This is a genomic window from Nonomuraea sp. NPDC048892 (assembly GCF_040649735.1).
In the GTDB taxonomy this organism is placed as follows: Bacteria; Actinomycetota; Actinomycetes; order Streptosporangiales; family Streptosporangiaceae; genus Nonomuraea; species Nonomuraea maheshkhaliensis.
Window position 1 is genome coordinate 45,427 of sequence record NZ_JBEZFZ010000010.1, and the last position, 22,218, is coordinate 67,644.

Here is a 22,218-nt window from a genome sequence, read left to right on the forward strand (position 1 = left end):
CGAGGTCGAGCACACCATCCTGGACGCCGGCAGAAGATCACCCGCTTCGAACCTCGTGGGGGGCGGACTACGCGTGCTGTTCGCCCCGCGCACGTGATCGAATCGGTGTTAATGAGCGGGTAGAAGCCAACGGCTCCAGGAGCTGTTCATCGGCAGGAGAAGAGCCAAGCCGATGGCAAACAGGGCTGTCATCCCTTTGATGGGTCCGATCGCCGCAGGCTCCGAGGGGGCCTCCCAAGCTCCCTCGGCGGCGATCAACCTGTGTCAGCATTTCGTATCTGGGTTTAATGCCTGTCAGGTGCCGGACGGTCGCGCGCTCACCCCGTCGAGCAGCACCTTGAGCGAGCTCTCCAGCGTGCCCCGCGCGGCGATGTTGGTCAGCTCGCCCGCCAGGGTTCGCACCCGTTCGAAGCCGCGCAGACCTGCGGTCGCCGCCATCGCGCGGCCGGCCTCCGCCTGCGCCTCGGCGTCGATGTCGCGCCGCGGCCGCTCGAACACGATGTGGCCGAAGGTGAAGGAGAAGATCCGCCAGAACGTCCGCGCCGCCTCCTCGCCGGTGATGCCGCCGTCCTCCAGGTTCGCCAGAACATGCTCGGCCAGCCGCCCGAGACCTTCGGAGTGGGCCGGAACGCGCCTGTTCACCAGCATCTGGACCACGCTGGGATGGGCGAGGAGCAGCTCCCGCCAGGCCACCATGATGTCGATGACCCGCTGCCGCCAGTCCGAGGCGCTGCTGTGCGGCACCTCCATCCTGCTGAGCGCGAGGACGAGCATGGCGTCGATCAGCTCGTCCTTGGAGTCGACGAACCGGTAGATCGTCATCGGGGAGATGCCCAGCTCGGTCGCGACGCTGCGGATCGTCACGGCGTCGAGCCCGGACTGGCCGGCCTGCCGCAGCGCCGCGGCGGCCACGTCGTCCAGGGTGACGGCGACGGCCTGCGTGCGTGACCCGCGGCGGGCTCGCCGATCGCCGGGCTCGGGACGTCCTTGGTCTGGGGCGGGTCGGGAGGTCACGCCTCCCATCGTACCGCAGACGTATACGTCGTACAGGAGATTAAGATCTTTTCACCAATCTATTTACAACGTATATGAAATCTCTACGCTGTATCGCCAGGAGGTGTCATGACCCACATCACCACCGGCGATCCGGCCGCCCTGCGCTCAGCCACCCGTAAGGCCGCCGTCCGGCTCATCCCCCTGGTCGCGCTGATGTACGTCATCAGCTATCTCGACCGGGTCAACATCGGCTTCGCCGCCGCCACCATGAACGCCGATCTCGGGCTGTCCAGCACCGCGTACGGCCTGGGGGCGGGGCTGTTCTTCATCGGCTACGTGGCGTTCGAGGTGCCCTCCAACGTCATCCTGCACCGGGTCGGCGCCCGGATCTGGCTCGCGCGCATCATGGTGACCTGGGGACTGATCTCGGGGGCCATGGGATTCGTGCAGTCCGAGCTCGGCTTCTACGCCGTGCGCGTCCTGCTCGGCATCGCCGAGGCGGGGTTCGTGCCGGGCGTCATCTACCTGCTGACGCTCTGGTTCCCCGCGCCGGTACGGGCCCGCATGGTCGCGCTCTTCCTCATCGCGATCCCCGTCGCGGTCGTGCTGGGCGCGCCCCTGTCGGCGCTGCTGATCGAGCACGGGCACGGCCTGTGGGGCCTTGAAGGCTGGCGGTTCATGTTCGTCGCCGAGGCCGTGCCCGCCGTGGTCGTCGGCGTGCTCGCGTTCTTCGTCCTGCCGGGCTCGCCGAAGCACGTCCGGTGGCTCAGCGAGCACGAACGCGGCGCGCTCCAGGCCACGCTGGAGCGTGAGGCCGGCGCCGCCGCCGAGCACGGCCCGTCGGACGTCCGGTCGGCGCTGAAGGACTGGCGCATCTACGCCGTCTCCTTCATCGGGCTGTCGGTGAACATGGGCGGCTACGCCCTGTCCTTCTTCCTGCCCCAGGTCATCGCGAGCCTGGCGCCGCGCTCCGGCCGGCCGTTCTCGATCTGGGAGACGGCGTTGCTGACCGCCGTGCCCTTCGCGACGGCGGCGCTGGCCATGTGGCTGGTCGGCCGCAGCTCCGACCGGCACCAGGAGCGCCACTACCACGCCGCCGTCCCGCTGCTCGTGGGCGCCGTCGCCGTGTCGGTGGCGCTCTACCTGCCCGGCACGACGCTCGTGATGGTCGCGATCTCCGTCGCCGCGGCCGGCAGCTACGCGGTGCTGCCCGTCTTCTGGCAGCTGCCGCCGCGCTTCCTCAGCGGCGCCGCCGCGGCGGCGGGCATCGGCGTGGCGGGCGGGCTGGCGAACGTGGCCGGGTTCGTCGCCCCGTACATGACCGGCGGCCTGTACGGGGCGACCGGCAGCTACCGGCCGGCCATGTTCGTCGTCGCCGCCGTCATGGCGCTCGGAGCCGTGGTCGCGCTGCTGCTCAGGCGGCGGCCCGAGTTCGCCGGCCCGCCGCGCGCATAGCCCGCTCACCCGAAAGGCCGAACCCTTGCCAGAGATCATCGGACAGTACGTCGACCAGATCATGACCACCGAGCTGCGCCCCCTCGGCAACATGCCCAGAGGCGTCGCCCACCAGCTGTACGAGGCCGTACGCCGGCACACCGGCAAGCCGCTCAGCACCACGATGGCGCAGGCGATCGTGAACCGGGTCGAGCCCGGCGACCGTGTCGTCATCCTCTGCGGCGCGGGAGGCCCGCCGAGCCTGCCCACCGGCGAGATCGACGGCCTCCTCGGCGCGGTGGCCCTCGCCCGGATCCTCTCCCTGGGCCTCGGGGCCGAGGTCCACCTCGCCTCCGTCGAACGGTTCATGGAGCCGCTGGCCGAGGTCGTACGCGCCGGCGAGCTCAACGTCCGGCTCGGCGAGGACGACCACCGGCCGGGCACGGTCACGCTGCACGTCTCACCGCAGGACGACGAAGCGGGACGGGAATTCAGCCGCGCCATCCTGGACGACCTGCGGCCCTGCCTCGTCCTGGCCATCGAACTGCTCGCCCCGAACCGCGCGGGCGTCATCCACGGCGCCACCGGCAACCCCTGGCACGACGTGCACTTCGACAGCGCGGCGCTGTTCGAGCGGGCACGTGCTCAGGGCGTGCTCACCTGCGGCATCGGCGACGCCGGCAACGAGGCAGGCTTCGGCGCCATCCCCGAGGTGGCGGCCATCCAGCCCGCGGGCGGAACGTGCCGCTGCCCCTGCGGCGCAGGAATGGCCGCCGCGGTGACGACCGATCACGTGCTCACCGCTGCCATCTCGGACTGGGGCGGGTACGCGGTCACAGCGCTCATCGCCTACCTCGTCGAACGGCCCGACCTGATCGCGGACGCCGACTACGTGGAGAACCTGCTGCGCGCCGCCGTGCGCGCCGGGGTCGTCTGCGGCTGGCACGCCCGACCCACGCTGAGCGACGACGGCGTGCCGCTCGACGCCCAGCGCGCCGCCGCCACCCTCATCCGGACGGCCGTCACCCAGGCCCTGACCAGGGCTCCCTCCCCGTCACACTGAGCACACCCGAGAGGCCGTCACGATGACGACGAACCCACCTGCCACCGGATACGCCGACGTCGGCCGCATCCAACGCCTGCTCGACGCGGGCCCGTTCGACGCGATCGTGTCGACCTGGCCCGAGAACACCCACTACCTGTCCGGCTTCTACCACCCCGACATGCGGCTCACCTGGGAGCGGCTGCACATCGTCGTGTGGCCCGCGAACGGCGCGCCGCCCGTCTACGTCGTCCCGGCCCCGCGCGCCGACGCCTGGAACGGGGCCGGCACCTGGGCTTCCGAAGAGCGCCGCCCACGCATCCAGGACATCCGGGGCTACCAGGGGGAGCACGACCACATGATCGACGTGGTCGCCGAGGCCCTCACCGGCCTGGGCATCACCTCCGGCCTGATCGGCGTCGAGCACCGCGCCACCCCGTACAAGATCGTCGATGGCCTGCGGCGCCGGCTGCCCGGGCTGCGGTACGGCGACGCCTGGCCGCTGCTGAACGAGATGCGCAAGGTGAAGACGCCGGCCGAGGTCGCACTCCTCACGCACGTCAACCGGATGACGGCCCGCCACCTGGAGAACGGGCTGCGGAGCATCGTCGCGGGCGAGAGCGAACGGGCCGTCGCCGCGCGCGTCACCGACGCGCTCATGCGCGAAGGAGCGCAGGAACTGACTCATTCGATCTTCGGCGGCGGCTGCCGCGCCGGGCAGTGGCATCCGTGGCCCGGCGACCAGGCGCTGGAGGCCGGGATGCTGATCCGAACCGACTGGGGCGTCCGCATCGACGGCTACTGCTCCGACATCGCCCGTACGGCCGTCGTCGGCACCGCGAGCCGGGCGCAACGCACCCGCTTCGACCGCATCAGCGCCGTTCACGACGTCATCGTCGAAGCGGCCCGGCCGGGTGTCGTCGCCCGCGAGCTCGTGGACCTCGCCCGGCGCGCGTACGAGCGCCAGGGCGAGGAGTTCCGCTGGAGCATCGTCGGGCACGGCATCGGCCTGGTCCTGCACGAGGAGCCCCAACTGACCGTCGAGTACGACGAGCCGCTCGTCGAGGGCATGACCCTCGAGATCGAACTCGGCTGGACCGACCCCGCGCAGGGCTTCCACATCGAGGACTTCGTCCACGTCGGCCGCGACGAGACCGTCAACCTGACCACACCCCCCGGCACCCGCGTACTGATCGAGAGCGCACGATGACCCACACCCCATCGGCCGGCTCGGCCGACGTCCTCGCCACGGCCGGTCGCAAGGCGGCCAGGCGCCTCCTGCCGATCCTCATCGCCCTGCTGTTCGTCAACTACCTCGACCGCGTGAACGTCGGCTTCGCGGCCCCCCACATGAACCCCGACCTCGGCATGACCGCCACCGCCTACGGGCTGGGCGTCGCCCTGTTCTTCGTCGGCTACGTCGTGCTCGAAGTGCCCAGCAACTACCTGCTCTACCGGGTGGGCGCGCGCAAGTGGCTGGCCAGGATCGCGGTGACGTGGGGGCTGGCCGCCGCGGCGCACGCCCTGGTCACCGGAGCGAGCTCGTTCGCCGCGATGCGCGTCCTGCTCGGCGTCGCCGAGGCGGGCCTGCTGCCCGGGATCCTGTTCTACCTCACGCTGTGGTTCAGCGGGCCGCAGCGCGTCGCTGTGCTCGGCGTGTACTACGTCGCGGTGCCGCTCTCGACGGCTCTGGGCGGCCCCGTCTCCAACTGGCTCATCCACCACGGGACCAGCACGTTCGGGATCGAGGGCTGGCGCTTCATGTTCGCCGTCGAAGGGCTGGCCGCGGTCGTCCTCGGACTCGTCGTGCTCAGGGCCCTGCCTTCGACGCCGCGCGAGGCGACGTGGCTGACCCCGCAGGAGCGGGAGGCCCTCGAACGGTCCGGCCCGGCCCAGGAGGCCGGCGAGCACCGCTCGTTCCTGGCGGCCCTGCGCAGCCCGGTGACGATCCGGCTGGCCGGGATCTTCTTCCTGCTCACCTTCCCGATGTTCGCGATCAGCTTCTTCCTGCCCCTCGTCACCGCCGCCCTCCCGAGTGGCGACAACGCCACCGCCCTCAGCCTCGTGACCTTCGTGCCGTTCACGCTCGGTGCGATCGCCTGCTGGGCGTGGAGCCGGCGCTCCCGTACGCGGGGGCTGCGCGCCTGGCGGTTCTCGGCGCCCGCCGTGCTCGCCGGCTTGGCCGTCCTCATCTGCTCCTACGCCGGCGACTCCTTCCCGCTCCTCATGCTTGGCGTCTCGATCACGGCCATCGGCATCTACGCGGCCATCCCCATCTTCTGGAGCATCGCCGGCGAATCCCTCACGGGCGCGGCCGCCGCGGCGGGCCTGGCCCTGATCAACACCGTCGGCAGCCTCGGTGGCTTCGCGGCCGGCTACTTCACGGGCTGGCTGCGTGACCTGAGTGGCGGCTACCAGGCCCCGTTCACCGCGATGGCCGTCTGCCTCATCCTGAGCGGCCTGCTCGCGCTGACGACGTCCGCTTCCCGCCGCGAGGCCGTCACATCGTCGGTACAGGGCGGGGCCAAGTAGGCCGAGACGAAGTGGGCTAGCCTTTGCGTGATATTGGTCGCGCCCTGGAGGTGCTGATGCAGCAGAGCAAGGTCACGGTCACCGTTTCGACGCGAGGGCGCGCCCGCTAAGCAGCAGGTCGACGCTCCTCGCTTCGAAACGGTCTCCGATCTCTGACCGTTTCCTTTGCTGAGGAGCTCTGTTTTGCGTGCCCTCAAGTCCGCGCGGTCAAGCGCGGACTTCTCCAAGCTGTGGACCGCTTCGGCGCTGCCATTCGCGGCCGACGCATCAACCTTCCTCATCGCGGCGGCACTGACCCCGGCCGTCCGCATCCCCCCGGCCAGATCGACAGGCGGCAGCAGGCCGGGATCCGCTGGCTGTGGGGCTGCCACCATGACCGCCATCACCATGGTCGCCTGGCGACCGCTGCGCGCTGCTGAGCCCGGGAGACATCGATGATCACTCTTCCGGCCGCCAGGCGGCCACCACTATCTGGCCATCTCTACGGCACGTCACCGTGGTCGAGCGCGACCCGGCCGTCATCGGGCTCGGCCGCCGACTCGCCACCTCGGCCACCCACCCGGCGGTCAAGGACGCGATGTGGCGCAGATCGGAGATCCGGGCCGATCCCAACACGCCACCAGCAGATCTCATCTCGCTGTCCTACGTGCTGGGAGAACTGCCGGCGGCTGTGCGCGATCCGGTCGTACGGCGGCCGGCCGGCCGGGCCACGACGGTCGCCGTCGTCGAACCCGGCACACCGGCTGGACACGCTCGCGTTCTCGCCGCCCGCGACCAGCTGATCGGTCTCGGCATGCGCGTCGCGGCGCCGTGCCCGCACGCTGCCTCGTGTCCGCTTGCGGGGGAAGATGGGTGTCACTTCTCCGCTCGGCTACCCCGCACCGGGCTGCACCGCCGGCTCAAGTCAGCGGAGCTGGGGTTCGAGGATGAAAAGTTCTCCTATGTCATCGCGACGTCCGCGTCCGCGATACCTGCGACAAGCCGCGTTCTTCGGCATCCACGCACTCGCAAGGGTCTGGTCACGCTGACCTTGTGCGCGGACGGGCTACGCGAGGAGAACGTGTCCAAGCGGCACGGCGACCTCTACCGTGCTGCTCGAAGCGTGACATGGGGTGATCCCTGGCTGTAGGCGTGACCATCGGCGATCAGCACACCCAGTTGCGACACCAGCATGAAGCGCGGCGTGTGGTACGTCGGGGCGACCTTGCCGCCCCGGGCCCTACAGGCGCTGCCCGCCGGCGCGAGAGTTCTGAGAACGAAGATCGAGGACAAACCGGACACGTAACAGGGAGTGATCGGCTCTCGCAGACCTGACCATTTCTGCGAACGCGCACAGTAGCCATCATTACACAGAGCATCGAGGGGGCGGTTTCGGGCCTGGTCCGAGGTGATACCACCAGTTGCGGTGGAGTACGTGGCATCGCTGGTGAAGATGGAGGCGGGGCTGCCGGCGAAGCACTCCTGGCGTCGACCGTCAGTGGTGGAACGCCGTGCGCTCGGCGTTGCTCGCCGGACCGCCGGTCAACCGGTCGAGTGCGTGCCTGAGGTCGGCGACCAGCAGTGAGATCTCATCGCGGCCGATGCCGTGCCGGATCATGACTCGCTGGATGACGGTGTCCTGCTGGTCGGCCGGCAGGCGGTAGGAGGGGACCTGCCAGCCGCGCATGCGCAGCTGATCGCTGAGGTCGAAGAGGCTGAAGGGGGCGTTCGCCGGGTCCTTGAGCGTGTACGAGACGGCCGGCAGCGCGCCCTTCCCGTCGTACAGGAGCCGGAAGGGACCCATCGCGGCGATCTCCTTGGCGAGGTACTGTGCCGTGGCGGCGCAGGCTTCGGCAATCTGGCGGTAGCCCTGCTTGCCCAGGCGCAGGAACAGGTAGTACTGGGCGATGATCTCCCCGCCGGGCCGGGAGAAGTTCAGCGCGAACGTGGGCATGTCGCCACCGAGGTAGTCCACGTAGAAGATCAGGTCCTTGGGCAGCATCTCCGGCTGCCGCCAGATGATCCAGCCGACGCCCAGCGGTGCCATGCCGTACTTGTGCCCGGAGGAGTTGATGGAGACGACCCGCTCGACGAGGAAGTCCCAGGGCAGCTCCGGGTGGAGGAACGGCGCGATGAACCCACCGGAGGCGGCGTCCACGTGGATGGGGATGTCCAGGCCCGTGCTCGCCTGGATGCGGTCGAGTTCGTCGGCCAGGGCCTTGACCGGCTCGTAGTCGCAGGTGAACGTGACGCCCAGAATGGCGACGACCCCGATCGTGTTCTCGTCGACGTACTGCTCCAGCTGGTGTGGGCGCAGCCCGGTCGCGCCGCGCTCCAGCGGCACCTGGCGGAGTTCGACGTCGAAATAGCGGGCGAACTTCTCCCAGCAGACCTGGACGGGCCCGCACACCAGGTTCGGCCTGTCGTACGGTTGGCGTTCGGCCTTACGCCGTTCCCGCCACCGCCACTTGAGCGCCAGACCGCCGAGCATCGCGGCCTCGCTGGATCCCGTCGTCGAACATCCCATCGTGTCGTGCCCGCCGGGGGCGTGCCAGAGTCTGGCGAGGATGGCGACGCAGCGCGACTCGATGGCGGCCGTCTGGGGGTACTCGTCCTTGTCGATCACGTTCTTGTCGAGGCATTCGGCCATGAGCCGCCGTACCTGGTCCTCTGACCAGGTCGTGCAGAACGTCGCGAGGTTCTGGGCCGCGTTGCCGTCCAGCGACAACTCCTGGTGGATGGCCTCGTAGACGGCGTCGGGCCGTGCGTGTGCCTCGGGCATCGCGTCCTTGGGCAGGGGTTGAGAGCTCACGGGGCCGACGAACAGATCGCTGGAGTCGTCGATGTCCTCGGTGAATTTGACGCGGTGCAGCGCCACCAGTGCCTCCCCTGTCTGTGACCGCTAAGCGAGCGATGCCCCGATCTTGAGCAGCAAAAAGCTACACACAGGCAAAAAACGGACGATCGCTGTGAGGGCCGCCGCCATGGCGGACCGGCCCGGCGAAGGCCTCGGTACCTCGACGTCGAGCACGACGTGCGCGCGGGCAAACCGAGTCGGCTGATCGACGGCGACGGCGCCGAGACCGCCGTCAGTTACGACCCGCTCGGCAGGGTGCTCACCATCGCCGCGCCCGGGCGGACGCCATTTCCCGGCTCGACAGTGAGCTGCCCGGACCGGACGGCGCGCCGCTGCCGTTCGACCGCGAGCTTCAAACCGGCCGCCTCAAAGCATTCCGTGCGGGATCCGGTCGGCCTCCGGGACCGGCTGCAGGACGTCCCAGTGTTCGACGACCTGCCCGTCGGCCAGCCGCCAGATGTCGACGACGGCGACGCCACGCGGGTCGTCGGCGGTGGTCATGAGGTAGTGCATCACCACGAAGTCGTCTTCGGCGATGACCCGCTTGAGGTCGAGGCGGGCGCGGGCGACCGGGGCCTGGGTGATGTATGCGATGAAGGCGTCCCGCCCCGAGGGGTTGCCGGGGCTGTGCTCGATGAAATCTTCGTGCAGGAGGGTTCGGAGGACCTCGGTGTCCCCGGCGGCGAAGCGGGCGAAGCCGTCGAGGACCAGTTGCTTGTTGCTGTTCATGACGGCAACCGTCGCAGCCGCCGCCCGGCGGTGTCGATTACATGGCATGTAATCGTGCAGGTCGGGGCGGTGCCGGGATAATCATCCGCGTGACTTCCGACCAGCCGATCGGTGCGCTGCTGCGCGAGTGGCGACACCGGCGCGGGCTCAGCCAGCTCGATCTGGCACTGCAGGCGGAGGTGTCGGCCAGGCACGTCAGCTTCGTGGAGACCGGGCGGACGATCCCCAGCAGCGCGATGGTGCTGCGGCTGGCCGAGCACCTCGGCGTGCCGCTCCGCGAACGCAACCGGTTGCTGGTCGCGGCCGGTCACGCGCCGGTCGTCCGCGAGCGGCCCCTGCAGGATCCGCAGTTGGCCACGGCGCGCAAGGTGCTCGAACGGGTGTTGCGCGGGCACGAACCGTATCCGGCGCTGGCCGTGGACCGCCGCTGGAACCTGTTGTCGGCCAACACGGCGATCGACGTCTTCCTGGAGGGCGTCGACCCGGCGCTGCTGCGGCCGCCGGTCAACATGATGCGGCTCGGCCTGCACCCCGGCGGATTCGCGCCGCGTCTGCTCAACCTCGGCCAGGTCCGCGGCTTCCTGCTGCCTCGGCTCGCCCGCCAGGTCGCGCACAGCGGTGACGCAGAGCTGAGCGTCCTGTATGAGGAGGTGCTGTCTTACGGGGCCCCAGCAGAACCGCCGCCGCCCGATCCGGCCGAGATCGCGCTGCCCATCCGCATCCGCCATCGCGGAGCGGAGCTGTGCTTCATCAACACCATCACGACCTTCGGCGCCGCCTTCGACGTCACCCTCGAGGAGATCGCCGTCGAGGCGTACTTCCCCGCCGACGACGCCACCGCCCGCTTCTTCGGGACGGGGGCCGCAGTGACCTCACCCTGATATCTCACTGGTAAGTACGGGGACGGTGCGGCAGGCCACGACCGCCACGGCCTCCACCATCACCGCTTCCTCGAGCATCTCATCGGCCAAGCGCTTGAGGTTGACATGCACTGGGATGCCGATGGGCAGTTGGCGGCAAGGGCAGCGACGCCGTCCACTCCGACGGCCGGCATGACATGCACCTGCACGCCCGCATCCGAGGCGACGAGCAGGTCACCTGATGCCGACTTGACCATCAGCTGAGCCGTCTACGACGCGGCCCCAGGCCGCGCGCCCACCACCGCCGGGGTCCGCACCCTTTCACTTCCCCTTCTTGCACCCCTTCGGGGGAGAAGTCGGCGGCCCGGTCCAGCCGGACTCGGAGCCGCGGGCCTGGTAGCCCATGACTTCACCCTTGGTCGCCCCCAGAGCGGTGCGGGCCGCGTAGGAAACGCGCGAGAGTGTCTCCCCCGTCTCCGGGTCGAGGATCTGCCTGTGGTAGACCGGCAGCTCCTTGCGTGGCTTGTTGGAGTACACCAGGGCGCCTTCCGCCTCGCCGAAGTCTACGGATAGGCCCCTTCTGCCCAGCGGATCCGTCACTGTGCCCACGACCTTGGTGGTCGGCAGGCCGGCCAGGACGCGGATGATCGCGGCACGCTGGGCGGGGCTGAGCGGCATGCCCAGGAGGTTCACGGTGGTAGGCAGAAACGTCTCGAACGGCTGCGTGAAGCCGCGGCCGTTCCAGATCTCGTGGTAGGCGCGGAGCTGCTTCGTGAGCTCGGCCGGATCGGTGGGGATCGCCGCCAGCTCAGCCATGGTGAACTCGCTGATCGTCGTGTCGGGATAGGTTCCCGCGGAGTCCAACCTCAAGGTGTACCTGCAGTCCTTCGGCTCGTCGGCGACCGGAATCGAACCGCACGGCCCGCTGGTCTCGCAGTGCCCCTTGACCCGGGCGGGAGCTCCCGCCCGCCTGCCAGGCGCGCTCGTCCTCGGCCGTGACCGGGCGGGCACTGACCTGCCGCCACACCTGCGTGAGCACCAGATCAGCGGGGTCGCGCGGCAGCCGGGTCTCGCGGCGGCCGACCACCATGACCCGGTAGCCGCCGGTAGACAGGTGGTTACCGTCGATCCTCACATCGCGCCAGTAGGCGCCGCCCTCTGCGGGGAGCTTCTCGATCCTGTCGGCCAGGTCGAACAGTTCCTGATTGGTCCTCGGCGGACTGAGCACGGCAGGGGCCGATGCCAGGTTCGTCACCAGCGCGAAGACCAGGGCCACGATCGCGGCCGTGGCCAGCGGCGCCCACAAGGCCCACAGGCGGGGCGGTCTCGGGCGCAATGGCCTGCGCGAGGGTTCTCCTGGCGCCTCTGCGGTGGCCATCGACAGCTTCGATCGCCGACTGCAGTCGGCGGCGCGCTCGATGCAAGCGGATGAAGAAGGCGGTCTTGGTGCAGCCGAGTACCTTGGCCGCTTCTGTGGTGGACAGGCCATGCCAGGTGGTCAGGGTCAGGATCTCTTTGTCGGCTTCGGACAAGCCGACCAGGGCACGGAGTACGGCGACTCGCTCGGTGGCGTGTTCACCCACGTCGGTGCGCGGTGAAGCGCTCATGGGGGTTCGGCAAGCCGGTTCCTTCGGTTGGGGGACAAACGTTCATTGAGCAAGTGGTCCGAAGGAAGGCCTTCTTACATCCCGATTCCGCATCTTCCCAGCAGTTCGACCTCGGGCCCCTGCGCGGACCCGACCCCGAGCGGGGCCGGCTGAACAGTTGCATGGCGACCAATACGTTTGTATAGACTCTTGGACGTGCGACCAATTTCTGAAGAGGACCTGACGACGCGCGCCCGCATCCGCGACGCTGCGATGGCGCTGTTCGCCGAGCAGGGGGTCAAGGCCACCACCATCCGTGGGATCGCCGAGGCCGCAAAAGTCTCGCCCGGCCTGGTGCAACACCACTTCGGCACCAAGGAAGCGCTGAGACAGGCTTGTGACGAGTACGTCCTCGGCTACCTGCGCGAGCAGGCCACCGTAGGCGTCACCGACCACAACCTGGAGAAGCCCGAATTCATCGAGAACGTCCATCGAACCGCGCCGCCCCTGATGAAATACCTCGGCCGCGCGCTCGTGGACGGTTCCCCCGCAGCCGCCGCCATGTTCGACGAACTCGTCCGTGTGACGGAGGAGCATCTCGCCGACGACGACCGCTCGGAGGCCGACCATCGAGCCCGCGCGACCGTGCTGACCGCGATGAAGCTCGGCATCACGGTGCTGCACGAGCACGTCTCCCGCGCGCTGGGCACGGACCTGTACGCCTCACAGGGCGCAGTACGCGTCGGCAAGGCCCAGCTCGATCTGATCAGACCGGAATTCCTCGGCCGCGAGCTGTTCGACCAGGCGCGGACGGGCCTCCAGAAGTTCGAGGAACAACGATGAACGCCGCAGTGCACGTGGGCGGTCTGGTCAAGAGCTTCGGCCGGGCCAAGGCCCTGGACGGGCTCGACCTCACCGTCAAGACGGGCGAGGTGCACGGCTTCCTCGGGCCCAACGGCGCCGGCAAGACCACCACCATCCGTATCCTGCTCGGCCAGATGCGCGCCGACGGCGGCCAGGTCGCGTTACTCGGCGGCGACCCCTGGCGCGACGCCACCGAACTGCACCGAAGGCTTGCCTACGTGCCCGGCGACGTCACCCTGTGGCCCTCGCTGACCGGCGGCGAGGTCATCGACCTGATGGGCAGGGCCCGCGGCGGCCTGGACCCCGGGCGGCGCGCCGAGCTGCTGGAGCGCTTCGAGCTCGACCCGCGCAAGAAGTGCCGTACCTACTCCAAGGGCAACCGGCAGAAGGTGGCGCTGGTGGCCGCGTTCGCCTCCGACGCCGAACTGCTGATCCTCGACGAGCCGACCTCGGGTCTGGACCCGCTCATGGAGGCGGTCTTCAACGAGTGCGTCATGCGGGAGAAGCGCAGCGGCCGCACCGTGCTGCTGTCCAGCCACATCCTGTCGGAGGTGGAGACGCTGTGCGACCGCGTCAGCATCATCCGCGCCGGCCGTACCGTCGAGTCCGGCAGCCTGGCCGACCTGCGCCACCTCACCCGCACGTCGGTGACCGCCGAGCTGATCGGGCCCGCTCCCGGGCTGGCCACCCTGCCCGGCGTACACGATCTGAGCGTGGACGGCGCGCGGCTGCGCTGCCAGGTCGACGGTGACGCGCTCACCGCCGTGCTCGCCGAGCTCGCCAGAGCGGGCGTACGTACGTTGACCACGCAGCCGCCGACGCTGGAGGAACTGTTCCTGCGCCACTACGAGGGAGCCGCCAGATGACCGGCACCATGACCGGCACAGGGACACTGATCCGGCTCATCCTGCGCAGGGACCGCGTGCTGCTGCCGGTGTGGATCGTGATCAGCGCACTGCTGCCGGCGGGCATCGCCTCCGCCACCACCGACCTGTACGCCGACCAGGCCGCCCGCGACTCCTTCGCGACCGCCTCGGCGGGCAACCCGGCGCAGCTGGCCATGCGCGGCCCCATCTACGACGCGAGCGTGGGCGGCCTGACCGCCTGGACGCTCGGCGCCTCCCTCGCGCTGTTCGGCGGGCTCGTCAGCATCCTGCTGGTGATCAGGCACACCCGGGCCGAGGAGGAGACCGGCCGACGCGAGCTGCTGGCCTCGGGTGTCATCGGCCGTCATGCCCCGCTGGCCGCCGCGCTCGTGGTCGTGCTGGCCGCCAACCTGCTCCTGGGCCTGCTGTCGGTGCCCGCCCTGGTCGCGGACGGCCTGCCTGCGGGTTCCTCGCTGCTGTTCGGGCTGTCCACCGCCGGGGGCGGCTGGGCGTTCGCGGCCGTGGCCGCCGTCACCGGGCAGCTCACCGCCTCCTCCGGAACGGCGCGCGGCATCGCGATCGCGGTCGGCGGCCTGCTGTTCGCGCTGCGCTCGCTAGCCGACGCCGGTCATGTCGGCTGGCTGGCTTGGGTGTCGCCGTTCGGCTGGGTCCGGCTGACCAGACCCTACGCCGGGGACCAGTGGTGGGTGCTGGGGCTGATCGCGGTGTTCGTCGCCGCCCTGACGGCGGTCGCGTTCGCGCTGTCCATACGGCGTGACGTGGCCGGCGGCCTGATTCCCGTCCGCCCCGGACCCGCCGGCGGAACCCTGCCGGGCGCGTTCAGCCTGGCCGCTCGCCTGCACCGCAGCACGCTCGCGGGCTTCGCGATCGGATTCGGAGCGCTGGGCGCCCTGCTCGGCGTGGCGGCACGCGGGCTGAACACCCAGTTGGACACGCCGCAGTTCCGTGAGCTGGCCGCGACCCTCGGCGGCGCCGAGGCCCGGCTCTCGGACGTGTTCTTCACCTTCGTGATGTACGTGCTCAGCCAGCTCGTCGCGGGAGCGGCACTGGTGTCGGCGCTGCGCGCCCGTACGGAGGAGGCGGCGGGCCGGGCCGAACTGCTGTTGTCCACCCCTGTCGGCCGGCTGCGCTGGGCGCTGAGCCACCTGGTACTCGCCGTCGTGAGCCCGGTGCTGCTGCTGACCGTGCTGGGCGCGGCGGCGGGATTCACCTTCGACGGCGACGTGGCCCGCGTCACCGGGGCCACGCTGGCCTACCTGCCCGCGGTCTGGACCATGACCGGGATCGCGACGCTGATGTTCGGCCTGCTGCCACGGCTGGCGGCGGCCGTGAGCTGGACCGCGCTCGGCCTCTTCCTGGTCGTGGACCTGCTGGCGGAGTTCAAGCTGGCCACCGGGATCGTTCTGGGCCTTTCGCCGTTCGTACATGTGCCGGCGATGTTGCTGAGCGGCGCCTCGTCACCGGTTGCGTCGCTGCTGGGGCTGACCATAGTAGCCATCACCCTGACCACGGCGGGGCTGGCGTTCCTGCGCCGCCGCGACCTGATGCCCTCCGCCTAGGCGGTGAAGCCGCCGTCGATGGCGAGGGTGGCGCCGGTGATGAAGGCGCCCTCTGGTCCGACGAGGTGGGGAACCAGGGCGGAGACCTCTTCCGGCGTGCCGATCCTGGGCAGTGCCAGCCATTTGGTCATGGCCTGGGCGGCGGGACCGTCGGCGCTCATGCTGTCGTCGGCCGTGGGGCCGGGTTGCACGTTGTTCACGGTGATGCCGCGTGGCCCGAGGTCCCTGGCCAGGCCGCGCACCAGGCCGGCGACGGCCACCTTGGTCATGCCGTAGGCGGCGGCCCCGGCGAAGGGTGCCCGCGCGGCGTTCACGCTGCCGATCGTCACGATGCGCCCGCCGTCGCCCATGTGGGGCAACGCGGCCCGGATGGTGTACACGACGCCGCGTACGTTCACGTCGATCATCCGGTCGATGTCTTCGGCGGGGAGGGTGTCGATGCCTCCCGCGCGGGCCACGCCCGCGTTGGCCACCACGACGTCGAGCCGCCCCAACGTCTGCACGATGTACTCGGCCGCCCTGGCCATGGCGGAGGCGTCGGCGCTGTCGGCCTCCAGGCAGAGCGCGTGGCCCTGGTGCGCGGCGACTTCGCCGACGACCTGCTCCGCCCGGTCACGCCTTACCGCTCTCCATGTCATGACCCCGATTCGATAGGTAACGAACACATCGATGATCATCGAACTGTACGATAGCCTTCGAAATGAGGGCAAAGCGACGTATCCGAGGAGCACCGTGGTGATCGACGAGACCCATCCAGCCGCTGCCGACCTGCGGCTGCCGAAGGTCCTCGCGGCCCTGGCCGACCCGGCGAGACTGCTGGCCGTGCGTGCCCTGGACCGGGTGGGGGAATCGCCCTGCACCCGGCTCCAGCAGGCGGCCGGCCTGACGATCAGCCGGTCCACCTTCTCCCACCACCAGCGGGTGCTGCGCGAGGCCGGGGTGATCCAGGTCAGGGTGCGCGGCTCCCAGCGCATCCTGAGCCTGCGCCGCGACGACCTGGACGCGTGCTTCCCCGGCCTGCTGGACGCCGTGCTCGACACCGCCCCCGGACTCATCGAGACCTGACCCGGACGATTACGAGAGATCGAAGGGGGCGGGGGAGTGGCCTTCCCAGATCTGGCGGGAGGCTTGTTCGGGGTAGGGCAGAGTCTTCGACTCGGTGTCCAGGACGCGGGTGAGGTGCTCGCCGGGCCGGTGGGCGGACCAGCCCGCGTCGCCGGTGGTGACGAAGCGGACCCATGCCTCCTGGAGTTCGCGGGAGAGCGCGACGGCCTCGGGATTGGGCTCCTCGCCGATGAGCTGGGTGGCGACGGGGCTGTCCAGCGTGCCGAACGCCAGGGGCACGTCGAGGCTGTGGCAGGCGCCCAGGATGCCGCCGAGGGCCGGGGCGACCCAGCGCAGTTCGAACAGGTACGAGGTGCCGCCGGCTGCGGCGTTCGCCTCGGCCAGCTGCTGTGACGGCATGCGGAAGAGAGCGTCGGAGTACACCGTCTCCACCAGCTCCTCCGGGCCTGCCTGCGGGAACGCGGCACGGTAGGCCCTGGCGCCGTCCGGCTGCGGGGCGAGCAGTTCCAGGGCTGCGTGGGCGTCATCCTCGGTGAAGGTGCCGTACCGTCCGCTCATGACACTGAAGTACCGGAATTCGTCCCGGGCGTGGCCGACGAGCAGTTCGGTCCCGCTCGCGCGCGCGCCGGCCAGCGCGGGCCAGGGCGTTTCCGGGAGGACCTCGCCGTCGACGACGGGGCACAGCGCGGTGCCGGCCTCCGTGAGGCGTCCCCAGCTCTCCCGGTGCGCGTGGAGGCCGGCGTTGAAGGAGGTGAGTTCGGCGGCCAGGTGCCATGGGTCGATGTCGCGCAGGGCCTCGGCGGTGGGGGCGGCCGCGCCGAGCCGGTCCGCGAACGCGGCGGTGACCTGCCGTGCCAGCGCGGGGGTGCTGTGCAGCCCCGGCACCGAATGGGCCATGGCCCGCCGGAACAGTCCGCGCGCGGACTTCATCGTCAGCAGGGCGGCGACCGACCCCGCCCCGGCGGACACCCCGGCCACGGTGACCCGGCCGGGGTCGCCTCCGAAGGCGGCGATGTTGCGCTGCACCCACTCCAGCGCCGCGATCTGGTCGAGGAATCCGCGGTTGGGCGGCGCGTCGTCGAGGAACGCGAAACCCTCCGCGCCCACGCGGCAGTTGATGGTCACCACGACGAGTCCCGCGTCGGCCAGCGCTGCCGGGTCGAACATCGGGTCGCTCGACGCCGCCGAGAGGTAGCCGCCCACGGGGATCCACACCAGCACCGGCAGTCCCGCCGCGCCGGGATCCGGAGTGCCGACGTTGAGCGTCAGCCAGTCGGTGCCCTGCGGGGGCACGTCGATCGGCAGGGACAGCGGCACCACGGGGCCGAACTCGACCGCCTGCCTCGTCCCCTCCCAGCGGTGCGGCGGCGCGGGCGCGGCGAAGCGGAGCGCGCCGACCGGGGGCTGGGCGTAGGGGATGCCGCGGAACACCACGTGCCCCTGCCGCCGGCGCCCCTGCACCACGCCTTCCGTGGTCCGTACCTTCGGCTGTTCGGACATGACGATTCCTTCCCTCGAGTGAACCCAAGGATTATAAGTCAGATGTATTATGTCAACTGTATTGGAACAGTTCCGGGGGTAGGGAGTCGGCGATGCCGAAACAGGTGGATCACCGCGAACGCCGCGAAGCGATCGCCCGCGCACTGTGGCGGGTGGTGGAGCAGCGCGGTGTCACACAGCTGACGATGCGCGTGGTGGCGCAGGAGGCGGGCATGTCACTCGGGCAGCTGCAGCACTACTTCGCCTCCCGGACCGCCATGCTCTCCTTCGCCATGGACTTCGCGTCCGAGCAGACCTCGGTGCGCGTACAGCAGGGGCTCGAAAAGCTCGGTGACCGTCCGCACCCCCGTGACGTGCTGCGACTGACGCTCGCGGAAATGCTCCCCCTGCATGCCGACGCCCGCGCGACCAGCCGGATGAGCGCCGCCTACGTCCTGGAGGCGCTGCACGACGAGGCCGTGCACGAGCAGGCGCGCCGCGGCCTCGTCCAGGGGCGGGCCCTCGTCGAGCAGTTGGTCCGCCAGGCGATCGCCGACGGGCACATCGACTCCGGCCGCGACCCGGCGACCGAGACCAACCTGCTCCTCGCCCTCACCGGCTTCACCTCCCTGATCGAACTCGACGTGATCGAGCCCCAGGACGCGCTCGCCGCGATCGACGTACATCTGGACCGGCTGTTCAGGAGTGCGTGACCTGTCCCCGGACACGGGGCAGGTGCAAACAAGATCCGGCGTGGGTGGGCCGGCTCATGGGTTGGGTCGGGCAGCCGGCGTAGCCAGGTGATGCGTGCGTCGAGCATGGGATAGAACAGCATCTGGCCGAGCGCCGACGGCCCCTGCCGGCCTCGGGCGAGCAGGCGCGTGCTTGAAGTCGTTGGTCCGCCTCCGTGCACGGTCACGTCGCGCCCGGGGATACCAGCCCGGTCTCGTACGCGAGCACGACGGCCTGGACCCGGTCCCTGAGCCCGAGCTTGGCCAGGATGCGGGCCACGTGGGTCTTCACCGTCGCCGGGCTGAGGGTCAGCCGTTCGGCGAGCTCGACGTTGCTCAGCCCGGTGGCCAGCAGCCGCAGCACCTCCAGCTCCCGCGCGGTCAGCTCCGACAGGTCAGGGTGCGGGGCCGGAGGACCGGCGTCGTCCCGGCGGGCGAAGCGCTCGACCAGGCGCCGGGTGATGGCCGGGGCGAGCAGGGCGTCGCCGGTGCGCACCAGGGTCACCGCGGCCACCAGGTGCTCGGGGGTTACGTCCTTGAGCAGGAAGCCACTGGCCCCGGCGGCGAGCGCGGTGTAGACGTAGTGGTCGAGGTCGTAGGTGGTCAGGATGAGTACGCGGGTGCCGCCGGCCGCGTCGTCGGCGAGGATGCGCCGGGTGGCCTCGATGCCGTCCATGCGCGGCATCCTGATGTCCATGAGGACGACGTCCGGCCTGGTACGCCGGGCCGCCTCCACCGCCTCGGCGCCGTCTGCCGCCTCGGCCGTCACCTCGACGCCATCAGCGGCCAGGATCAGCCGGAACCCGGTGCGTACCAGGGCCTGATCGTCGGCGATGATCACGCGGAGAGGGTGGCTCATGAGGCTCGCCACAGTACACGGGCCAAGATTCGGTAGCCTCCCGCAGGGGTGTGTTCCGCGTTCAGGGTGCCGCCGTAGACGGCCAGCCGTTCGCGCAGCCCGATCAGCCCGCGCCCGCCCGGGTGCGACGGGCCGCGCCGCGCACCGCCGGTGTCGGTGACCTCGATCTCCAGCCGGTCGCCCTCGTGGCGGATCGAGACGGACGCCGCCGCGCCCGCCGCATGCTTGATCGTGTTCGTCAGGGCCTCCTGGACCACGCGGTAGGCGGCCAGATCGACTCCGGCGGGCAGCGGGCCGGTCGGCAACGACAGCTCGACGTCGACCGGAATCCCGGCGGCCCGAACCCGGGTGACCAGCGCGTCGAGCTGATCGAGCCCGGGTTGCGGACCGGGGGGCCCGCTCTCCTTGACCTCGTTCTCCATCCCCCCGTGGCCCATGGCCTCGTTCTCGGTGGCCAGCAGGCCCATGACGTGACGGAGTTCGGACATGGCCGCCCGGCCGCCCGCCTCGATCGCGAGCAGCGCCCGCTTCGACTCCGCGGGCTCTGCGTCCATGACCTTGCGCGCCGCCCCGGCCTGGATCACCATCACGCTCACGTTGTGGGTCACGATGTCGTGCAGTTCGGCGGCGATCCTGGCTCGCTCCTCGTCGACGGCCGCGCGCATGGCCTCCGCCTGGGCCCGCTGGAGCGCGTCGATGCGATCCCGGCCGGCCCGCAGCCGCCCCTGCCAGAAGCGGACGGCCACCGCCAGCACTCCCGCCCCCGCCAGCACGACGGTGGGGCCCAGCCAGGACGGCAGCGCGGGGACGACGTCCTGGAAGACCACACCGGTCAGCACGGCCGCCGCCGCCAGCCCGCCCGCCGCCGCCAGCCGGTGACGGCTGTAGGCGAGCGTGCCGTAGGCGGCCACGGCGCACGCGAGCACGGTGATCCACGTCGCGGCCTCTTGGGTGGCCAGCGCGGCGAGCACGACCGTCCAGAAGACGGCCAGCGGGTACCGGCGCCGCACCGCCAGTGGCAACGCGGTCAGGACCACCAGCAGCGGGTGCGGCCCCTGTTCTGAGCCGGACCGCGGGCTCGGCTGGGCCGGGCTCACCGGCCGGGCGGGTGGATCGGGACGCAGCCGCAGGGACACGGCCGTCGGCCCCTGCCGTCCCTCGGTGGACGCGTCGTGCAGATCGGCCACCGCGGCCACCGCGAGCACGGTCAGCAGCAGCGCGAGCACGACGTCGACCACCAGCGCTCCGCGTGACGGCCGGGCGCGCGCCTCCTCCGGACGCAACACCTCCCGCACGTACTGCCGCCACATCCGCCACCTTCGTTCCACCGTCATCGGGACATTGTCACGGCTGCGCGACCGGCCACGCATCCGTCCCGATGACGGCAGCGCCGTCCGCCGGGACTACATCGCAGTGATGACACCGGGCTCGGATCGTTCCTCGGAGCTACCCAGATTCGGTACGACGGGCGACGCGCCCGCCGCATGACCGCGCCTAGCGTCGTCCCGTCCGCGGACGACCGCGGCCTCCCGAGAACAGGCGACACACTGATGCATCTTGCGAGAACGACGGCCCTCGCCCTGGCCGGGCTACTCACCCTCACGGCCCCCACTCCCGCCGCCGCTGCGGCGCCGGCGGCACCGCGGCTGCCCGCGCCGACGGGCCCCTACGCGGTCGGCGTCACCTCCCTCCATCTGAAGGACGCCTCCCGGAGTGACCCATGGGTTCCGGCGGCGAAGTCGAGGGAGCTGATGATCTCCCTGTGGTACCCAGCGGCCGGGACGCGAGGCAGGCACCAGGCCCCGTACGTGACGCCGAAGGAGTCCGAACTGCTGATCAAGGACGCGGAACTGCCCGTCGCGCCAGACACGTTGAGCAAGGTGCGGGCCAACGCCTTCACCGACGCCGTGCCTGCAGGCCGCAAGCACGGCCTGCCCCTGGTGGTGCTCTCCTCCGGCCTCGGCTCCCCGCGCAGCTCACTCACCAGCCTGGCCGAGGACCTGGCCAGCAGGGGCAACGTGGTGGTCGGGATCGACCACACCTACGAGAGCGTCGCCACGGCCTTCCCCGACGGGCGGGTCACCACGTGCGTCGCCTGCGGGAACAAGGACCCGGACTTCGGGGAGCAGGTGGTCCGCAGCCGCGCGGCGGATGTCTCCTTCGTCCTCGACCAGCTCACCGGCGCAAAGCCGAAATGGCGGGGAGCCGCGCTGATCGACCGGTCGCGCATCGGGATGGCCGGTCAGTCCGTCGGCGGCGCGAGCAGCATTGCGGCCATGGTGCGCGACAAGCGCATCCGCGCCGGGGTCAACCTGGACGGCACCACCTTCGCCCCGATCCCTGAGCGCGGCCTGGCCCGGCCGTTCCTGTTCATGGGATCGCCGACGATGCACAGCCCCGGCGGCAAGGACGGGAGCTGGGGACGCGACTGGAAGCAACTGACCGGCTGGAAGCGGTGGTTGGTGGTGACCGGAGCCGAGCACGCGTCCTTCACCGACGTCCCGCTGCTGGCCGAACAGCTCGGCATCGATCTCGGCTTCGCCATGACCGGAGCCCGCTCCGTGGAGATCACCCGCACCTACGTCGCCGCCTTCTTCACCCGCCACCTCACGGGGAAGCCGCAGCCCCTGCTGGACAAGCCGTCCGCCCACTATCCCGAGGTGACGTTCGGCGGCCAGGCCTGATTTATCCAAGCCGGGGCCGCCGGGGTGGTCGATGGAGCGGCTGGTCAGCGCCCGCAGCTTGGTGAGGCGGGTGGC

At 70.5% G+C, this 22,218-nt stretch carries 21 protein-coding genes and 1 pseudogene; 12 read left to right on the plus strand and 10 right to left on the minus strand.

Annotation, left to right across the window (positions count from 1 at the left end; all coding sequences use genetic code 11):
• Positions 1 to 294: 294 nt before the first annotated feature.
• Entirely contained in the window at positions 295 to 1,014 is a 720-nt protein-coding gene (locus tag AB0C28_RS30030) for a TetR/AcrR family transcriptional regulator (protein WP_358079198.1), read from the minus strand.
• Positions 1,015 to 1,122: 108 nt separating this feature from the next.
• On the opposite strand from AB0C28_RS30030, the gene AB0C28_RS30035 reads away from it, so the two are divergent.
• From AB0C28_RS30035 to AB0C28_RS30055, 5 genes are all read left to right on the plus strand, one after another.
• Positions 1,123 to 2,451, plus strand: coding sequence for an MFS transporter (locus AB0C28_RS30035; RefSeq protein WP_358079201.1), 1,329 nt, complete (start codon positions 1,123 to 1,125; stop codon positions 2,449 to 2,451).
• 25 nt (positions 2,452 to 2,476) lie between these two features.
• Positions 2,477 to 3,493 carry a glutamate cyclase domain-containing protein gene (locus AB0C28_RS30040; RefSeq protein ID WP_358079204.1) on the plus strand — a complete coding sequence of 339 codons (1,017 nt, stop codon included), beginning with the start codon at positions 2,477 to 2,479 and terminating at the stop codon, positions 3,491 to 3,493.
• Positions 3,494 to 3,515: 22 nt separating this feature from the next.
• Positions 3,516 to 4,682, plus strand: a complete 1,167-nt coding sequence (locus AB0C28_RS30045) for a Xaa-Pro peptidase family protein (RefSeq protein WP_358079207.1) — start codon at positions 3,516 to 3,518, stop codon at positions 4,680 to 4,682.
• The gene (locus AB0C28_RS30050; protein WP_358079210.1) at positions 4,679 to 6,004 is read left to right on the plus strand and encodes an MFS transporter; all 1,326 of its coding nucleotides are present in this window, start codon (positions 4,679 to 4,681) and stop codon (positions 6,002 to 6,004) included. Before AB0C28_RS30045 ends, AB0C28_RS30050 begins: the two co-directional genes overlap by 4 nt.
• A 430-nt stretch (positions 6,005 to 6,434) precedes the next feature.
• Positions 6,435 to 7,133, plus strand: a complete 699-nt coding sequence (locus AB0C28_RS30055) for a small ribosomal subunit Rsm22 family protein (RefSeq protein ID WP_358079564.1) — start codon at positions 6,435 to 6,437, stop codon at positions 7,131 to 7,133.
• A gap of 345 nt (positions 7,134 to 7,478) precedes the next feature.
• On the opposite strand, the gene AB0C28_RS30060 is transcribed toward AB0C28_RS30055, so the two are convergent.
• Positions 7,479 to 8,861: a glutamate decarboxylase gene (locus AB0C28_RS30060; RefSeq protein ID WP_357857079.1), complete on the minus strand. Its 1,383-nt coding sequence runs from the start codon at positions 8,859 to 8,861 to the stop codon at positions 7,479 to 7,481.
• Positions 8,862 to 9,206: 345 nt separating this feature from the next.
• The gene (locus AB0C28_RS30065; RefSeq protein WP_357857082.1) at positions 9,207 to 9,569 is read right to left on the minus strand and encodes a nuclear transport factor 2 family protein; all 363 of its coding nucleotides are present in this window, start codon (positions 9,567 to 9,569) and stop codon (positions 9,207 to 9,209) included.
• Between the two features lie 89 nt (positions 9,570 to 9,658).
• On the opposite strand from AB0C28_RS30065, the gene AB0C28_RS30070 reads away from it, so the two are divergent.
• Complete coding sequence (locus tag AB0C28_RS30070) at positions 9,659 to 10,450, plus strand: helix-turn-helix transcriptional regulator (protein WP_358079213.1); 792 nt, start codon at positions 9,659 to 9,661, stop codon at positions 10,448 to 10,450.
• A gap of 300 nt (positions 10,451 to 10,750) precedes the next feature.
• Here AB0C28_RS30070 and AB0C28_RS30075 read toward each other — a convergent pair whose 3' ends face one another.
• The 3 genes and pseudogenes from AB0C28_RS30075 to AB0C28_RS30085 all read right to left on the minus strand — a co-directional run.
• Positions 10,751 to 11,293: a hypothetical protein gene (locus tag AB0C28_RS30075; RefSeq protein WP_357857088.1), complete on the minus strand. Its 543-nt coding sequence runs from the start codon at positions 11,291 to 11,293 to the stop codon at positions 10,751 to 10,753.
• Complete coding sequence (locus AB0C28_RS30080; RefSeq protein ID WP_358079575.1) at positions 11,238 to 11,705, minus strand: hypothetical protein; 468 nt, start codon at positions 11,703 to 11,705, stop codon at positions 11,238 to 11,240. Before AB0C28_RS30080 ends, AB0C28_RS30075 begins: the two co-directional genes overlap by 56 nt.
• A 184-nt stretch (positions 11,706 to 11,889) precedes the next feature.
• Positions 11,890 to 12,036, minus strand: a pseudogene (locus AB0C28_RS30085) (RNA polymerase); the annotation flags it as partial.
• Between the two features lie 195 nt (positions 12,037 to 12,231).
• Here AB0C28_RS30085 and AB0C28_RS30090 point away from each other — a divergent pair.
• From AB0C28_RS30090 to AB0C28_RS30100, 3 genes are read left to right on the plus strand one after another with little or no spacing between them, the layout of a single operon-like run.
• Entirely contained in the window at positions 12,232 to 12,858 is a 627-nt protein-coding gene (locus AB0C28_RS30090) for a TetR/AcrR family transcriptional regulator (RefSeq protein ID WP_357857091.1), read from the plus strand.
• Positions 12,855 to 13,745, plus strand: coding sequence for an ABC transporter ATP-binding protein (locus AB0C28_RS30095; protein WP_358079216.1), 891 nt, complete (start codon positions 12,855 to 12,857; stop codon positions 13,743 to 13,745). Before AB0C28_RS30090 ends, AB0C28_RS30095 begins: the two co-directional genes overlap by 4 nt.
• On the plus strand, positions 13,742 to 15,325 hold the full coding sequence (locus AB0C28_RS30100) for a hypothetical protein (RefSeq protein WP_358079219.1): 1,584 nt from the start codon (positions 13,742 to 13,744) through the stop codon (positions 15,323 to 15,325). Before AB0C28_RS30095 ends, AB0C28_RS30100 begins: the two co-directional genes overlap by 4 nt.
• Here the strand turns inward: AB0C28_RS30100 and AB0C28_RS30105 are convergent.
• Entirely contained in the window at positions 15,322 to 15,963 is a 642-nt protein-coding gene (locus tag AB0C28_RS30105) for an SDR family oxidoreductase (protein ID WP_358079222.1), read from the minus strand. The two genes, AB0C28_RS30100 and AB0C28_RS30105, sit on opposite strands and share 4 nt — an antisense overlap.
• A gap of 97 nt (positions 15,964 to 16,060) precedes the next feature.
• Between AB0C28_RS30105 and AB0C28_RS30110 the strand changes: the two genes are divergently transcribed.
• Positions 16,061 to 16,390, plus strand: coding sequence for an ArsR family transcriptional regulator (locus AB0C28_RS30110; protein ID WP_358079225.1), 330 nt, complete (start codon positions 16,061 to 16,063; stop codon positions 16,388 to 16,390).
• 9 nt (positions 16,391 to 16,399) lie between these two features.
• Here AB0C28_RS30110 and AB0C28_RS30115 read toward each other — a convergent pair whose 3' ends face one another.
• The gene (locus AB0C28_RS30115) at positions 16,400 to 17,890 is read right to left on the minus strand and encodes a carboxylesterase family protein (RefSeq protein WP_358079228.1); all 1,491 of its coding nucleotides are present in this window, start codon (positions 17,888 to 17,890) and stop codon (positions 16,400 to 16,402) included.
• 92 nt (positions 17,891 to 17,982) lie between these two features.
• On the opposite strand from AB0C28_RS30115, the gene AB0C28_RS30120 reads away from it, so the two are divergent.
• Positions 17,983 to 18,582, plus strand: coding sequence for a TetR family transcriptional regulator C-terminal domain-containing protein (locus AB0C28_RS30120; protein ID WP_357857109.1), 600 nt, complete (start codon positions 17,983 to 17,985; stop codon positions 18,580 to 18,582).
• Between the two features lie 202 nt (positions 18,583 to 18,784).
• On the opposite strand, the gene AB0C28_RS30125 is transcribed toward AB0C28_RS30120, so the two are convergent.
• Positions 18,785 to 19,459, minus strand: a complete 675-nt coding sequence (locus AB0C28_RS30125; RefSeq protein ID WP_358079231.1) for a response regulator transcription factor — start codon at positions 19,457 to 19,459, stop codon at positions 18,785 to 18,787.
• A complete protein-coding gene (locus tag AB0C28_RS30130) occupies positions 19,456 to 20,793 on the minus strand; it encodes a histidine kinase (RefSeq protein ID WP_358079233.1) in 1,338 nt (445 codons plus the stop codon). The genes AB0C28_RS30125 and AB0C28_RS30130 overlap by 4 nt, the downstream gene beginning before the upstream one ends.
• Before the next feature lie 216 nt (positions 20,794 to 21,009).
• Here AB0C28_RS30130 and AB0C28_RS30135 point away from each other — a divergent pair, with 216 nt between their 5' ends.
• Complete coding sequence (locus AB0C28_RS30135; RefSeq protein WP_357857118.1) at positions 21,010 to 22,143, plus strand: alpha/beta hydrolase; 1,134 nt, start codon at positions 21,010 to 21,012, stop codon at positions 22,141 to 22,143.
• Positions 22,144 to 22,218 lie beyond the last annotated feature (75 nt).